This window comes from Ruegeria sp. BB10 (assembly GCF_056535725.1).
Window position 1 is genome coordinate 858,157 of sequence record NZ_JBQFIW010000001.1, and the last position, 15,329, is coordinate 873,485.

General features: G+C 57.3%; 16 protein-coding genes and 1 pseudogene. 8 read left to right on the top strand and 9 right to left on the bottom strand.

From position 1 onward, the window contains the following. Positions 1-102 precede the first annotated feature (102 nt). From ACR3EP_RS04275 to cobA, 5 genes are all read right to left on the bottom strand, one after another. On the bottom strand, positions 103-510 hold the full coding sequence (locus ACR3EP_RS04275; protein ID WP_170348550.1) for a DUF934 domain-containing protein: 408 nt from the start codon (positions 508-510) through the stop codon (positions 103-105). Further along, positions 507-1,268, bottom strand: a complete 762-nt coding sequence (locus ACR3EP_RS04280; RefSeq protein WP_170348551.1) for a phosphoadenylyl-sulfate reductase — start codon at positions 1,266-1,268, stop codon at positions 507-509. Before ACR3EP_RS04280 ends, ACR3EP_RS04275 begins: the two co-directional genes overlap by 4 nt. Continuing rightward, a complete protein-coding gene (locus ACR3EP_RS04285) occupies positions 1,258-2,922 on the bottom strand; it encodes a nitrite/sulfite reductase (RefSeq protein WP_170348552.1) in 1,665 nt (554 codons plus the stop codon). The genes ACR3EP_RS04280 and ACR3EP_RS04285 overlap by 11 nt, the downstream gene beginning before the upstream one ends. A gap of 66 nt (positions 2,923-2,988) precedes the next feature. Continuing rightward, complete coding sequence (locus ACR3EP_RS04290; protein WP_170348553.1) at positions 2,989-3,303, bottom strand: DUF2849 domain-containing protein; 315 nt, start codon at positions 3,301-3,303, stop codon at positions 2,989-2,991. After that, complete coding sequence (cobA, locus tag ACR3EP_RS04295; protein WP_480636497.1) at positions 3,303-4,079, bottom strand: uroporphyrinogen-III C-methyltransferase; 777 nt, start codon at positions 4,077-4,079, stop codon at positions 3,303-3,305. The genes ACR3EP_RS04290 and cobA overlap by 1 nt, the downstream gene beginning before the upstream one ends. A gap of 141 nt (positions 4,080-4,220) precedes the next feature. Here cobA and ACR3EP_RS04300 point away from each other — a divergent pair, with 141 nt between their 5' ends. Continuing rightward, positions 4,221-4,700, top strand: coding sequence for an Lrp/AsnC family transcriptional regulator (locus tag ACR3EP_RS04300; RefSeq protein WP_170348555.1), 480 nt, complete (start codon positions 4,221-4,223; stop codon positions 4,698-4,700). Positions 4,701-4,706: 6 nt separating this feature from the next. Here ACR3EP_RS04300 and ACR3EP_RS04305 read toward each other — a convergent pair whose 3' ends face one another. After that, positions 4,707-5,879, bottom strand: a complete 1,173-nt coding sequence (locus ACR3EP_RS04305; protein ID WP_480638995.1) for a cytochrome P450 — start codon at positions 5,877-5,879, stop codon at positions 4,707-4,709. A 47-nt stretch (positions 5,880-5,926) separates the two neighbouring features. Between ACR3EP_RS04305 and ACR3EP_RS04310 the strand changes: the two genes are divergently transcribed. The 6 genes and pseudogenes from ACR3EP_RS04310 to ACR3EP_RS04335 all read left to right on the top strand — a co-directional run bounded on the left by ACR3EP_RS04310 (position 5,927) and on the right by ACR3EP_RS04335 (position 12,904). After that, entirely contained in the window at positions 5,927-7,660 is a 1,734-nt protein-coding gene (locus tag ACR3EP_RS04310; RefSeq protein ID WP_480636499.1) for a sensor histidine kinase, read from the top strand. After that, positions 7,657-8,886: a sigma-54-dependent transcriptional regulator gene (locus ACR3EP_RS04315; RefSeq protein WP_170348557.1), complete on the top strand. Its 1,230-nt coding sequence runs from the start codon at positions 7,657-7,659 to the stop codon at positions 8,884-8,886. Before ACR3EP_RS04310 ends, ACR3EP_RS04315 begins: the two co-directional genes overlap by 4 nt. A gap of 372 nt (positions 8,887-9,258) precedes the next feature. Beyond that, entirely contained in the window at positions 9,259-10,260 is a 1,002-nt protein-coding gene (locus tag ACR3EP_RS04320) for a DctP family TRAP transporter solute-binding subunit (protein ID WP_302476798.1), read from the top strand. Positions 10,261-10,380: 120 nt separating this feature from the next. Continuing rightward, positions 10,381-11,058, top strand: a complete 678-nt coding sequence (locus ACR3EP_RS04325; RefSeq protein WP_170348558.1) for a TRAP transporter small permease — start codon at positions 10,381-10,383, stop codon at positions 11,056-11,058. Then, the gene (locus ACR3EP_RS04330) at positions 11,058-12,434 is read left to right on the top strand and encodes a TRAP transporter large permease (protein ID WP_480636501.1); all 1,377 of its coding nucleotides are present in this window, start codon (positions 11,058-11,060) and stop codon (positions 12,432-12,434) included. The genes ACR3EP_RS04325 and ACR3EP_RS04330 overlap by 1 nt, the downstream gene beginning before the upstream one ends. Positions 12,435-12,593: 159 nt before the next feature. Then, a pseudogene (locus ACR3EP_RS04335) lies at positions 12,594-12,904 on the top strand (DMT family transporter). Here ACR3EP_RS04335 and tpiA read toward each other — a convergent pair. Further along, entirely contained in the window at positions 12,852-13,661 is an 810-nt protein-coding gene (gene tpiA, locus ACR3EP_RS04340) for a triose-phosphate isomerase (protein ID WP_480636503.1), read from the bottom strand. The pseudogene ACR3EP_RS04335 and the gene tpiA sit on opposite strands and share 53 nt — an antisense overlap. 140 nt (positions 13,662-13,801) lie before the next feature. After that, positions 13,802-14,167, bottom strand: a complete 366-nt coding sequence (locus ACR3EP_RS04345) for a HesB/IscA family protein (RefSeq protein WP_170358258.1) — start codon at positions 14,165-14,167, stop codon at positions 13,802-13,804. 179 nt (positions 14,168-14,346) lie between these two features. Between ACR3EP_RS04345 and ACR3EP_RS04350 the strand changes: the two genes are divergently transcribed. Next, complete coding sequence (locus ACR3EP_RS04350; protein ID WP_480636505.1) at positions 14,347-14,682, top strand: hypothetical protein; 336 nt, start codon at positions 14,347-14,349, stop codon at positions 14,680-14,682. Between the two features lie 221 nt (positions 14,683-14,903). Here the strand turns inward: ACR3EP_RS04350 and ACR3EP_RS04355 are convergent, their stop codons facing one another. Continuing rightward, positions 14,904-15,266 carry an SUF system Fe-S cluster assembly protein gene (locus tag ACR3EP_RS04355; RefSeq protein ID WP_170348564.1) on the bottom strand — a complete coding sequence of 121 codons (363 nt, stop codon included), beginning with the start codon at positions 15,264-15,266 and terminating at the stop codon, positions 14,904-14,906. Positions 15,267-15,329 lie beyond the last annotated feature (63 nt).

The window sequence follows — 15,329 nt, forward strand, 5'->3', positions numbered from 1 at the left end:
TCACTGTCGGTCAGCGTGACCGGCATCTCCGTTTAAACGTTGTTTCAAGGCAGGAAAAGGGGACAGTTTGCCCCCTTTAGTCACAAGCTGGCGATTGCGATCTCAGCCGCGCAGGCGGTCCTGATAGTGGTGATCTTTCCAGTTAGCGCGGGCCAGCCACTGATCTTCCGTCTGGCGGTTGGCAAGCGCGTGATCAATCTCGACCTCGTCAAAGCCACTGCGGCGGGCCATCGCATATTGGTCGGCCAGCACATGGCCCTTGGCACGCAAGCGCCCGGTGTAGCCCTTCAGGCGCAGGACGCGAGCAATGGTGAAGCCGCGACCATCGGCCGAGGATGGAAAATCCACACGCACCATTTTGGCGTTGCCTAGGCGGTCAAACAACTCATCCGGGTCCGTATCCGAGGCCACGTCAAGTGCGACCACGTCATTGGCCGCATCTTCCAGTGTGACAAAGCCATCGGTCCAGTCATCGGGGGCGAACCCCGTATCCGTTACGATTACGTTCATGTTTTCTCTCCTGCGCGCACCATCTTACCATCGACAAAATGGATGCCGCATTCTTCCTTGTTCTGATCGCGCCAACGTCCGGCGCGGGGATCTTCGCCCTCTTTGACCGGCGAGGTGCAGGGCGCACAACCGATCGAAGGGTATCCTTTGGCCACCAGCGGATGCCGGGGCAGGTTGTTCTCTTCCATATAGGCGCGCACATCTTCGGGCGCCCAATGGGCCAGCGGGTTGACCTTGATCCGACCGGTTCCGTCCTCGACCTCAAAGAAATCCAGGGCGGACCGCGAGCCGGACTGGAACCGTTTGCGCCCGGTAATCCAGCCGTCGAATCCCGCCAGTGCCTTTTGCAGCGGGAAGGTCTTGCGCAGGTTGCAGCACGCATCCATGTCGTTCAGCCGCAAAGCACCGTATGGGTCGTCACGCTCAAGGTCTTCGTCCTCGGCCCGAATGATGCGGACATTCGACAGGCCCAAACGCTCGCTCACCTCCTGCTGGTATTCCAGCGTTTCGGTAAACAGCATTTGCGTATCCACAAACAAAACCGGTGTGGCCTTGTTCACCACAGCCGCCATATGCAGCAGCACAACCGATTCAGCCCCAAAGCTTGAGACCAGAGCAAGCTCGTCGATCTCTTCAATCGCGCCGTGCATCACATCATGAGCGCTGTGATGGCGGAACTGGGCGTTCAGTGCTTCGACCTGTTCGGTCAGTTCAGCACGATCTTTACCCAGTTCCGTCTGGATTAGGTCAAGCGGCATTGGCCTGCGCCTCGGGGTAGAGGGCAGCCTTGAATGGTGCCATGCCTACCCGGCGATAGGTTTGCAGGAATTCTTCCTCTGCGCTTTCGCGTTGCTCAAGATACGTGTCAACGATGCGTTCCACGGCAGGCACGATTTCGTCATAGGCAAAGCCGGGACCCGTGCGATCGCCGATGGCCGCGTTCTCGGTGCCGTCACCACCCAGAGTGATCTGGTAGTTTTCGACGCCTGCACGGTCTAGACCCAGAATACCGATATGACCAACGTGGTGGTGACCACAGGCGTTGATGCAGCCCGAGATCTTGATCTTCAGGTGGCCGATATCATGCTCAAGCTTGAGGTCATCAAAGCGAGTCGCGATTTCCTGGGCAACAGGGATTGAGCGCGCTGTCGCCAGGGCGCAGTAGTCCATGCCAGGGCAGGCGATGATGTCGCTGATCAGGCCGATGTTGGCGGTCGCCAGCTCGTACTCTTTCAGCTTCGCGTGGATCGCGGGCAGGTCCGACTTGTGGACGTGCGGCAGGATCACGTTCTGCTCATGGCTGATGCGCAGTTCGTCATAGGCGAACTCTTCGGCCAGATCGGCCATTACGCGCATTTGCTCGGCAGTTGCATCGCCCGGCGTCTGGCCGTGCTTTTTGATCGAGATCGTGACGATCGCATGGTCTGCGTTCTTGTGTGGCGCGATGTTGGTGTCGACCCACGACCGAAAAACCGGATCATTGGTGTAGGCACTCTCGAACGAGGCAACCGAACCTTCACGGAAGGCCGGAGGCGCAAAGTGGCCTTTGATTTCTTCCAGCAGGTTCATATCCGCGCCTTTGAACTGCGGGCGAACCTTCAGGAAGCGTTCGTTCACCTTGGCGCGGATGGCGTCGATACCATGCTCATGCACGGTGATTTTGATGCGCGCCTTGTACTTGTTGTCGCGGCGACCGATCTGGTTCCACACAGAAACGGTGGCTTCGAGATACGCCAACAGGTCGTCAAAGGCGACGAATTCGGATAGTTCCTTGCCAATCATCGGCGTGCGGCCCAGACCACCACCCACGATAACGCGAGCACCCAGAACGCCGTCACGCTCGATCAGTTGCAGGCCAATGTCATGCGCCTTGATCACGGCGCGGTCCTCTTCCGAGCCGGTGATGGCAATCTTGAACTTACGCGGCATGAACTGGAATTCCGGGTGGTCGGTGGACCACTGGCGCAGAAGTTCGGCATAGGGGCGTGGATCGGCGACCTCATCAGCCGCGGCGCCGGCAAAATGGTCGGCTGTCACGTTGCGGATGGTGTTGCCCGAGGTCTGGATGGCATGCATGCCAACCTCGGCCAGCGCGTCCAGCATATCCGGAACGTCGTTCAGTTTCGGCCAGTTGTACTGAATGTTCTGGCGGGTGGTGAAATGGCCATAGCCCTTGTCCCATTTCTCGGCCAGCAGAGCCAGCTGGCGCATTTGCGCACTGGACAGCGTGCCGTAAGGGATCGCGACGCGCAGCATATAGGCGTGCAACTGCAGATACAGGCCGTTCATCAGGCGCAAGGGCTTGAATTCATCTTCGGTCAGCGAACCGTCAATGCGGCGCTCGACCTGGGCGCGGAACTGTGCGTTACGCTCTGCCAGAAAATCGTGGTCAAATTCGGAGTAGCGATACATGTCTAGCTGTCCTTAGTTGCAGCCCCGATACCAAGGGGCCTTGAAGGGGAGAGATTAGGCCAGAGGTCAGGCCCGGGGCTGCGTTGCTGTTTCCTGCTTGCCGTGGGCATAGTTTGACGGGCCGGTACGGCGGAAATCCTCGCGGAAATGGGTGGGTTCGGGGCCGGTTGCGCCAGCGACGGCATCCGCCAGATAGGCACCGACAATCTTGTTGGCCTGGCGTTGGGCATCCAGCAAGCGAACCTGCGCATGTGCTTCGTCAGTGATCAGTTCCGCTTCGCGCAGATCACGCGACCAGCGGTCGTCCTCGGTCAGGTAAATGACGTCACCTTCCAACAGATCGTTGGCGGTCACTACTTTGGGGGTAAAAGCGCGGGCCATCAGGCGTGCTCCTTCTTGAATTCGGTCAGGGCCTGGGCCGCTTGGCGCGGGGCGAGGCCATAAAAGGTCAGGGCGGGGCCGTCCATTTCAGCGGCGGCCAGGTCATTGGGCAGTTGGTCCAGATTGGTAGCCAGAATGCGTTGATCGGGGCGCGAGGCATTTTCGACCAGCGTCACCGGCGTGTCCCGGTCGGCACCGTGCATGATCAGGCGGCCCTGAATGAAGCGGGCGGATTTCTTACCCATATAGATCGCCGCAACGGAACCAGCACGTGCCAGCGCGGCCCAGTCGTGATCGGCAAATCCTTTCATGTCATGGCCGGTCAGGATGCGCACGGACGAGTTGCGGCCACGGCGGGTCAGGCTTTGACCAATCCCGGCGACGGCTGCCGACGCAGCAGTGATGCCAGGCACGATTTGCCAGGTGATGCCTGCGGCCTCAACCGCTTCGATCTCTTCATCCAGGCGCCCGAAAACGGTCGGATCGCCAGACTTTAACCGTACCACGCGCTGACCTTTCAGAGCGTAATCCACAAGCAGGGCATCAATGTCTTCCTGCTTCCATGACGGACCAAACCCGGCCTTGCCAACATCGACCAGAACGGCGGTCTTGCCAGCCAGTTCCAGAACCTCGGCGCTGATCAGGCGGTCATGCAGTACGACGTCAGCGCGCGCGAAGGCTTTCAGCGCCTTGAGCGTCAGCAATTCCGGATCGCCCGGACCTGCGCCGACAAAGTCGACGTGCCCTGTGCCATCATATGAATGCGTAAACTGCATGTTCTGTTCCGCTTGGTTTGACTTGACCTGCAATATAGGAAATATTCCCGGTATTGCGCCATATGGGCGACCAAATAAGGACAAATGTTCTTCTGGCATCGCCAATTGGGACGCTGGTTTCGAAACAAAGGGAAAATTGGAATGTCGGTGCGGATAGATGACACGGATCGGAAAATTTTGGCCGAGCTACAGCGCGATGCCAGCCAATCGCTGGATGAAATAGCCGCCCGTGTCGGCAGCTCCAAGACCCCCGTCTGGAATCGAATCCGCAAGCTGAAAGGGGCCGGAGTCATCGGTCAGCAGACCGTTTTGCTGGACGCCGAAGCGCTGGGGTTTGAGGCCACATTCTTCGTTCTGATCCGAACCTCTGAACATGAGGCAGAATGGCAGCGCAAGTTCCTCAAGGCCCTACGTGACCGGCCCGAAGTGCAAGAGGCACACCGACTGGCCGGTGACATTGATTATATCCTGAAGGTGCGGGTCAAAAACGCGCGGGCCTATGACGTCTTCTATCAGACCCTAATTTCCGAGGTGCGCGTGCATAACGTGACCGCCTTGCTGTCGATGGAAGAGATCAAATCCACCACAATGCTGCCGCTGAATGCGCTGATCGAAAGCTAAAGCCGCTTAGAGCTGAACCATCAACCGGGTCAGCCCGTGGAAATGATAGGTGTTCGAATACTCCGGTTCGTCGACCAAGCGCAGCTCTGGGCATCGGTCGAACAACGCTTGTAACGCAATTCGCATCTCTAACCGGGCCAGCGGGGCACCGACGCAGAAATGCAAACCGCCACCGAAACTGGTATTGGTGACAATCGGGCGCGAGGGGTCAAAGCGCCCCGGATCGCTCCAGATCAAAGGGTCACGGTTTGCGGCACCCAGTAGCAGGGCAACCTCTTCTCCACGTTTGAAGTCGTGGCCGAAAACCTCAACATCTTCATACGCATAGCGCGTGAACATATGAAGGGGCGGATCGTAACGCAGGATTTCCTCGACCAACCTGTCCGGATCACAAGTTCGGGGGTCAAATCCTAGTTGCAGAACCGTTTTCACACCGTTGCCCAATGAATGAACCGTCGCCTCATGCCCCGCATTCAGCAGCAATATGCAGGTGGCGACCAGTTCATCGTGCGAAAGCTTTTCACCCTCTTCCTCGGCCGCGATCAAGCGGGTGATAAGATCGTCCTGGGGATCGGTCCGGCGCTGTTCGATATAGTCAGTGAGGAAAAGTGTAAAATCACGCGCGGCGTCTGCGGCTTTGTCCTCGGTCTGGCGTGTCCGGCTGGCCTGATACATTGCCACCATGGCATGCGACCATCGTAACAGATCCGGCGACATTTCTTCGGGTACACCCAGAAGACGGCAGATGGTGATCACGGGAACCTGCGTGCAAAACGCGTCCAGCAGGTTGAAAGGCGTGCCGGGGAATTGGTCGATCAAGCTGTGGCTGAGGTCTTGGATGGAAGGTTCCAACGCGACAATCGCACGCGACGTAAAGGCGCGCATGACCAGTGCGCGCAGCCGCGTGTGGCGGGGTGGTTCAGCCTCAAGCAGGGAATGCGCTTCGGTCATCAACCAGGGCGCCAAGTGGTCGGGCCCAGGGCGTTGCAGTTCGGTGGGAACCTCCCGACCAAAGCGGCGATTTTTCAGGAAGGCCTGTACAGCCCGGTGCGAAACTGCTGCGACCTTCTGGTAATCCTCCCAATATACAAGGTCCCCATGCGCACGAACGGCGTCATAGAACTGATAGGGGTTTTGAACAAAATCCGGTTCGACCGGGGATTGGAACACCGTCTTCATGCTCGGCAGACTTGCCATGTGGTCCGTCGAATGCAAGACCCTAAGTCATGCAAAGGGTTTGGTTGATCTTGGGTTTTCTGTGTGTCGTCGGGCTGTTGTCCGCCGGGGTGTGGTCTTATGGGTATCGGCAGGCGCTGTCGCAGCTGAGTGAAAAGGCCGAAGCGGATCTGGAATTGGCTGCAGATCGGCTCAGTACTCAGTTGCAGGTGTATCAGGAGCTGGCCGTTCTAATATCTGGGCACCCTGAATTGCGCGACCTGAACAATCCTGTGGATTTGGCTGTTGCCCGTGCCTTGTTGCTAGAGGTTGCTGACAAAACTGCGGCTGTCGATGTTTTGTATGCTGATGCTTCGGGGCGCGTATTGGCGGCAGCGCATGACGTTGTAGGCGGCAATGTTTCGGGTCAACCTGCGTTCGAACGTGCGATGCAAGGCGCATTAGGCAGTTCCCACGGCGTCCTGCCCAAGATGGGAAGCCGGATTTTCACCTACGCTGCGCCGGACTTTGCACCCAATGGTAAAGTCTTAGGCGCTTTGATCGTCATCGCCGATGTCGAGGGTATCGAACAGACCTGGCGCGGTAGCACCGAAGCCGTATATTTTGTTGATCGCACCGGCTTGGTGTTCATTTCCAACCGATCTGAATTGTTGTTTTGGCAACGCACAGAGGGGCAATTGGGATTGATCCCTCCGAGCGGTGAAAGGGTTGTGTTTTCCGAAACCCGCCTTGGTTCGTTCGAGTTATGGCAGCTTGGGTGGGGGCCATACCTGCCGCAGCGCGCCTTACATCTCAGTCGGGATTTGCCGGTGATCGGTATGACGGGCGAAGTGGTCATGGATGTGGCCCCCGCACGGCGTCTGGCCGGTTTGCAGGCGGCTACAGTTGCGGCGATCTGCCTGGCCTTTGGCGCCCTGCTTTTTCTGGCGACCGAGCGCAGGCGTACCCTGGCCGAGGCCAATTCGGAACTTGAGATTCGCGTCGCCGAGCGCACCCATGCTCTGACGGCGGTCAACACTGCTTTGCGCCGCGAGGTTCACGAGCGGCAAGAGGCTGAGGCCGCGTTGAAACACGCACAGGAGGAACTTATTCAGGCCGGCAAACTAAGCGCATTGGGTCAGATGTCGGCAGGCATCAGTCATGAATTGAATCAACCTCTGATGGCGATCCGTCAATTTGCTGACAATGGGGCTGCGTTCCTGTCGCGAGGTCGCGCAGAAAAGGCTGGCGAAAACCTGACACGCATTTCTGATATGGCCGCCCGGATGGCGCGGATCATCAAAAACCTGCGCGCTTTTGCCCGCAACGAAAGTGAGCCAATGGGCAAGGTCGATCTGGTGCAGGTGATTGACACGGCTGTGGAGCTGACCGAAGCGCGCCTGCGTACCGAGGGCGTCACGATGGAATGGCATCCCCCAGAAACGCCGGTATATGCGTGGGGCGGGGAAGTGCGGCTGGTTCAGGTCTTTGTAAACCTGATCAACAACGCCGCAGACGCGATGAGCCAGCAGGATGATCGGCTTATTCGAGTTGCAATCAACAACGGAAAGAAGCTGACTGTTACTGTGCGAGATATCGGGCCGGGCATTGAAAACACGGAAAAACTGTTCGAGCCGTTCTACACGACAAAGGCTGTTGGTTCGTCCGAAGGGATGGGTCTTGGCCTTTCGATCTCGTATGGTCTGGTACAGAGTTTTGGCGGTAACATTCGGGGGTCCAACGCCGGAACAGGTGCGATGTTTACGGTCGAGCTTGAATATTACCGGGAAGATAAAGTGGCATGACGCGCAAGGTTCTATTGGTCGATGATGACGCCGCCGTTCGCGAGGCATTGGCGCAGACGCTGGAATTAGCAGAATACCATCCGGTCACGGCGGGGTCGTTTGTTGCGGCCAAGGACCACATTCGTGATGATTTTCCGGGTGTGATCGTGTCGGATATCCGCATGCCGGGGCGGGACGGGTTTCACCTTTTGAACTACGCCAATGAGGTCGACCCGGAACTGCCGGTTGTTCTGTTGACAGGCGAAGGGGATATTCCCATGGCAGTGCGGGCCATGGGACAGGGCGCTTTCGATTTTCTGGAAAAACCCTGTGCGGCTGCGGACCTGCTTGAGGTGTTAAATAAGGCTTTTGCTGCTCGCGCTCAGGTTTTGGAACGGCGAGCCTTGAAGAACGAACTGATGCGCGGAGATCCGGCCGCGCGGTTGCTGTTCGGTCTATCCGCACAGGCCGAAGCGTTGAGAGAGCGTGTTCGGACTGTCGCCCCCACCGGGGCCGAGGTGCTGGTTACCGGGCCCGCAGGCAGCGGGATTTCGAAAGTGGCCGAGGTCGTTCATCTGATGTCGCCGCAGGTTCATGGCTCGTTCGTGAAACAGCCGTCATCGGGTTTGACGCCTGAGGCGCTGATCCAGGTCTGCGAAGATGCCGCGGGGGGATCACTGTTTTTGGATGAGATTTCAGCTATGCCAGAGGCCACTCAGTATGCCGCGCTGGAGTTGGTCGAGCAGGGCGTGGGTGCGCGTATTTTGGCGGGCACAACGGCGGACTTGGCCGCACTGTCTGCTGAGGGGCGGTTTCATGCGGACCTGTTCTATCGCTTGGATGTGATGCGCGTGCGCATTCCGTCTTTGGCGGAACGGCCTGAGGATATACCGGTGATCTTTCGCCACTATGTGGCTCAGGCCGCCGAACAGTCGGGCATTGCGGAACCCGAGATAACATCGGATCATCTCGCCACGCTCATGGTCAGAGAATGGCCAGGGAACGCGCGATCCTTGATGTCTGCGGCGATGCGGTTTGTTCTGGGGATGCCCGAAGAGGTTTCACAAGCCGTCGACTTGGGGCTGAGCGAACAGATGGCGCGGGTTGAGAGGTCATTGCTGATTGCAGCGCTTGGGCGGTACAACGGAAAGGCATCAGAGGCGGCAAAGGCGCTGAAGCTGCCGCGTAAAACCTTCTATGACAAACTGGCTAGATATCAGATTCGCCCAGAGGATTACCGCAGGTAGTCGCAGGTTCTCCCGTCCCCTTTGACCGCATTATCATGCGGTTAAAGGCGTTGGGCAGGGCAGCCCGCTGGCGCGGGCTGCGGTTGGATCAAGCCAAGAGAGACCTGATTCTTTCGAAGTGATTCGAGAGAAGTGCGAAAATCCGCACAACGATCGTCAGGCGTGTGCGGATTTTCACACAGCGGGTCATGTTGCGTTATAGGTAAATCGAAAGCTCACCATTTAACAGACTAATTTAAAAGGGTAAAAATTCGAATGTGGCGCGTTGTAACAAATCGTTGAGCCGTACCCGCTGATTCAGTTCACTTCCCGGCATCCGGCGCTGATCAAGCGCCAATTGGAGTATCTAGGAAGTCCGGGAGGAAAAGGCTGATGAAATTTCTGACAACCGCTGCAACGGCGATTGCACTGTCCGCAATTGCGACGACTGGCATGGCGGCATGCGACGATGGTGAAATCGTTGTGAAGTTTGCGCATGTGACGAACACTGATAAGCACCCCAAAGGCATCGCGGCATCGCTGCTGGAACAGCGCGTGAATGATGAGATGAACGGCGTGATGTGCGTTGAGGTCTATCCGAACTCAACACTTTATAACGACGACAAGGTGCTTGAGGCGATGCTGCAGGGCGACGTGCAATTGGCTGCACCGTCGCTGTCGAAATTCGAGAAGTTCACTAAGCAGTTCCGCCTGTTTGACCTGCCGTTCATGTTCAAGAACATCGACGCTGTGGATGCATTCCAGGCCTCGGCGGAAGGTCAGGCAATGAAAGACAGCATGCAGCGCCGTGGCCTGCAAGGTCTGGCGTTCTGGCACAATGGCATGAAGCAGATGTCGGCCAACAAGCCGCTGGTTGATCCGTCAGATGCGGATGGCCTGAAGTTCCGCGTGCAGTCCTCGGACGTGCTGGTTGCACAGATGGAGGCCATCGGCGGCAGCCCGCAGAAAATGGCGTTCTCGGAAGTGTACGGCGCGCTGCAACAGGGCGTTGTGGACGGGCAGGAAAACACCTGGTCGAACATCTATGGCAAGAAGTTCTTTGAAGTGCAGGACGGCATCACCGAGACCAACCACGGCATTATCGACTATCTGGTCGTAACCTCGGTGGATTGGCTGGACAGCCTTGATCCAGAAGTGCGCGAACAGTTTCTGACCATTCTGGCAGAGGTCACTGAGACCCGGAACAAAGAAGCCTTTTCTGTGAACGAAGCGGCCAAAGCCTCGATCACCGACGCGGGTGGAATCATTCGTGATCTGAACCCCGAACAGCGTCAGGCCTGGGTCGATGCGATGAAGCCGGTTTGGGACAAGTTCGCCGACGACGTGGGTCAGGACAAGATCGACGCTGCTCAGGCAATCAACGCCGGGTTCTGATCCCGGTTGAGGCCGCGCGTCAGGGGGCTGGGGAGTTGCTGACGCGCAGGCCGGGCGGGCCGACATACCAGGCCCGCCCGCTATCACTCTCATCACAAAAAATTTGCGGGGACTAAAGAGATGTCTGGTGCGAAATCCGGCCAAGGCGGGCTGGTCGACCATATCGAAGAAACCCTGATCGCGTTGTTGCTGGGCCTGATGACGGCCGTGACCTTTGCCAATGTGATCGCGCGGTTCGTGTTCAATTCCAACATTCTGTGGGCGCTTGAGCTGACGGTGTTCACCTTTGGCTGGCTGGTGCTGCTGGGGGCGTCATATGCGGTGAAAAAGCACGCGCATCTGGGTGTGGATGCCATCCTGAATATGCTGGCCCCGGCGCCACGTCGTGTTCTGGCGTTAGTTGCAGTGGGGTGCTGTCTGGTGTTTTCGCTGCTGATGCTCAAAGGCGCGTATGACTATTGGGCTGTATTCGCTGATCTGCCGCCCACGTCGGGCCGTTGGTTCCCGACAGGTTTCAATTTCGACGCCCGTAGTCAGAGTTTCTACGAGGTCGACGATATCCCCATGGTCGCGCCGCTGCGATTCCTGGAAGCGATGATCAACTACGACGAGGCCTACGAGAAACTGCCTAAAGTCGTCCCGTATTTCATCCTACCGTTGTCGATGCTGCTGCTGGTGATCCGCTTTACGCAGGCCGCCATTCAGATTTGGCGGGGCGAGGCCGATCGAATTGTCGCCAGCCATGAGGTTGAGGACGAGATCGAAGAAGTGCGCGCTCAGCAAGGAGAGCATGACTGATGGACGTTGTATTCCTTTTCTCGATGGTCATCGGCCTGCTGCTGATCGGGGTTCCGATTGCGGTGGCTCTGGGCCTAAGCTCGACCCTGTTCCTGCTGATGTATTCCGACAGTTCGCTGGCTTCGGTGGCTGGCACGTTGTTCGAAGCGTTTGAGGGGCATTTCACACTGCTGGCGATCCCGTTCTTTATCCTCGCGTCATCATTCATGACGACGGGCGGTGTAGCGCGGCGGATCATCCGGTTTTCGATTGCCTGTGTGGGCCATTTGCCGGGCGGTCTTGCAATCGCGGGCGTGTTTGCCTGTATGTTGTTCGCGGCGCTGTCCGGATCGTCTCCGGCGACTGTTGTGGCCATCGGCTCGATTGTGATCGCCGGGATGCGCCAGGTGGGCTATTCTAAGGAATTCGCCGCCGGTGTGATCTGTAACGCGGGTACGCTGGGCATTCTGATCCCACCGTCAATCGTGATGGTTGTGTATGCCGCGGCCGTTGAAGTCTCGGTCGGGCGCATGTTCCTTGCCGGTGTCATTCCGGGCCTGATGGCCGGTCTGATGCTGATGATCACCATCTATGTCATGGCAAAGGTCAAGAACCTGCCGAAAGGTGAATGGAAAGGGTGGGGCGAGGTCTTTACTTCGGCGCGCGAAGCCGGTTGGGGCCTGTTCCTGATCGTCATCATCCTTGGCGGGATCTATGGCGGTATCTTTACCCCAACCGAAGCTGCGGCTGTGGCTGCCGTCTATGCGTTCCTGATTGCTAGCTTTGTCTACAAGGATATGGGGCCGCTTAGCACGGAAGATGGTCAGGCGAACCTGCCGCTGATCAAGAAACCCTATGCACTGATCACGGCCTTCTTCCACCCTGACACCAAACACACCTTGTTCGAGGCTGGTAAACTGACCGTCACGCTACTGTTCGTCATTGCCAACGCCCTGATCCTCAAGCACGTGTTGACGGACGAACAGGTGCCACAGCATATCGCCAGCGCCATGTTGTCGGCGGGTCTGGGACCGGTGACGTTCCTGATCGTGGTAAACGTGATCTTGCTGATCGGTGGTCAGTTCATGGAGCCCTCGGGCCTGCTGGTCATCGTTGCACCACTGGTCTTTCCGATTGCGATTGAGCTGGGCATCGACCCAATCCATCTGGGCATCATCATGGTGGTGAACATGGAGATCGGGATGATCACGCCCCCAGTCGGTTTGAACCTGTTCGTGACATCCGGCGTGGCTGGCATGCCGATGATGGGTGTGGTGAAGGCGGCGCTGCCGTTCCTGGCCGTCCTGTTCGTCTTCCTGATCATGGTGACGTACATACCATGGATTTCGACCTTCCTGCCCAATACCTTCATGGGGCCTGAAATCATAACGAACTAGCGAAGAGAACCCTTCGTTCAGGCCGGGCAGCGCAATCTGCCCGGCCTTTTCTTTGCCAGCCACTTGAAGTTGTGGCCAACTTTCCACATCGGTGGCAGAGGACGACCTCCCCATTAGGGTGATCATTCGGGACGACCCGAAGAGTTTCGAGGTGTCCTTATGTCTTGGATTTATCTGTTGTTCGCCGGCCTGCTGGAAATCGTGTGGGCCGTCGCCATGAAACAGTCGGCTGGTTTCACGCGGCTCTGGCCTACGGCCATCATGGGGTGTCCATGGTTGGCTCGTTCGGTTTGCTGGCCATGGCGATGCGTACACTGCCCTTGGGCACGGCCTACGTCATCTGGACCGGCATCGGCGCAGTAGGGGCGTTTCTTGTCGGAATCATGCTGTTGGGCGAAACAGTAAATGCCGCGCGTATCATCGCGGCGGTTCTGATCGTGACAGGTCTGGTGACAATGAAACTGGCCTGAGCTGCCGCTCAGGCCTTTGCAGCGCATCAATAATGCCCGAGAAGTCCTGCGCCTTCAGGCTTGCACCACCGACCAGCGCACCATCCACATTGGACACCGCAAAGATATCCGAGGCGTTGTCGGGCTTGACCGACCCCCCATACAGCAGGCGCACAGACCGGCCAACTCCTTCACCGAAGCGCCGCTCCAGACGGTTGCGGATAAAGTCGTGAACCTCTCCGATTTCGTCCAGCGTAGGCACCTTACCTGTGCCGATGGCCCAGATCGGCTCATATGCGACGATCAGGTTCTCGCCGGTCGACTGATCCGGGATCGAACCCGACAGTTGGCCGCCGATGATATCCAGCGTATTGGCGGCCTCACGCTGTTCCAGACTTTCGCCAACGCAAATGATCGCCTTCAACCCGGCATCCATGGCTGCGCGGGCCTTGGCGCGGACGGTTTCGTTCTGTTCACCGTGATCTTCGCGACGTTCGGAATGGCCCAGAATGACGGCGTTTGCTCCGGCATCAACTAGCATGTCAGCGCTGATATCGCCTGTATGCGCACCCGATGGGGCGGCGTGGCAATCCTGCCCACCAACGGCAATGCCGGTCTCATGTACAGTTTCAGCCGCACGGTGCAGCAGTGTAGCAGGTGGGCAGATCAGAATGTCCACGGTCGGCGAGGGGAAGGCGCGAGCCAGAGCGTCCAACTCACTTAGCGCTGCCGTGGTTCCGTTCATCTTCCAATTCCCAGCCGCCAGCTTGCGCCGCATATCCCGATCTCCTTGAAATTCGTAAATTCTGGAACCGGATAGCATCGCCAGCTCGGGCTTACAATTGCGGTTCTAGCGCAGCCATCAAAACGGCAGCGTCCACCGCGGTCGAAGGTAGGGGGTCGTTAACTTCGGTGGACTTAAGATTGAGAAGACAGTTTTTCGTCGAACTTAATCGATTCGCCGCAGCCGCATGCGTCAACGACATTTGGATTGCGGAACTTGAATCCGGATTCTAGCAGCGAGACCTCATAGTCGATCTCGGTTCCGAATAGGAACATCTGCGCCATCGGTGCAATCATGATCCGCGCGCCATCCTGTTCTACGACCTCGTCGTTCGTCTCCGGCTGATCGACATAGTCCATCGTGTATTCCATGCCGGCGCAGCCACCTTTTTTGATGCCGATGCGCAGGCCCGCATGGCCGCCAGTATCCATCAGGCGGGCAATCTGCTCTGCCGCCTTAGGCGTCATGGTCACGGCCTGTTTGCCGGGAATGCCGAACATTGTGATCTCCGTTGTCGCGCGTAGCCTTCAATTTAGTGCCGACCGGGCAATGGCTCAAGGCATAGCAGCCATTCTTACCTAACAATTCGCGACTTTGGGGATTGTTCTTGCGTTTTGAAACAAGCTGACCTTAGCTGAGCATGGGCAATTTCAGGCAGTTAGATATAGGGTGAAGCAAAATGACCAAGATTAAATTTACCTGCAAAAGCATTGCGTTGGCGTCGGTTGTTGCCATGTCTCCGTTACTTTCAAGCGCGGCTTTGGCTGAGGCAAAGTTAAAAAGGCATCCCGTTAATTGTGCAACTGCCGAAGGCGACTTGCGCGCTATTGCAGCCGAAAAAAAGCATGCGCAGGATCAGCAAGTGGAAAGTGTGGTATCAATTCTGCCCGCTGGGGCGCTTTTGGGTCTAATAACAGGAACCGAAAACAAGAGATTGTCCATGTTGTCAGGCGATTATGTAAAAGCCTTGGATGAACGAGCGGCGGAAATTAAATCCAAATGTGGCGTGCAATAAGTTGCGCTTTGGCAGGAAAAAGACCGCTCTCGGGCAAGAGCGGTCTAGTGTTCTGGTCGTCAAGCCGGGTCTTTAACGGGGGGGCAAGCACAGGCCCGGCCAGCGCTTGACGGGATGCAAGCATGGACACGCGGAAACTATCACCAGTTTTTGGTAACGGTTTTTTAACGCGGTGATGACAGAAATATAAAGCTTTTAGGTCAGGGGGTTATTTGCCCGGCTTACATAAAGCCAAGTTCAAGTCGCGCTTCGTCGGACATCATTTCCATGCCCCAGGGGGGTTCCCATGTCAGCTCGACGTCAACCTCTTTGATGCCTGCGACGGGCTCTACCGCTTCGACGATCCAACCAGGCATTTCACCGGCAACCGGGCAGCCGGGTGCGGTTAGCGTCATGATGATTTTCACCGCGTTTTCTTGAGTGATGTCAATCGTGTAGATCAGACCAAGGTCGTAGATATTCACCGGAATTTCAGGGTCAAAGACCGAGCGGCAGGCTTCTACCACGTTGTCATATAGGGGGTGTTCAACGCTCGAAGGTGCAATCAGTGGGGTGCCTTCTAGGTGTTCACTCGGATGAGTCATTTGTGCCTCGGGTCTGTTACCTGAGCAATTATATAGGGAAAGCCAACGGCAGCGTCCAGAGGC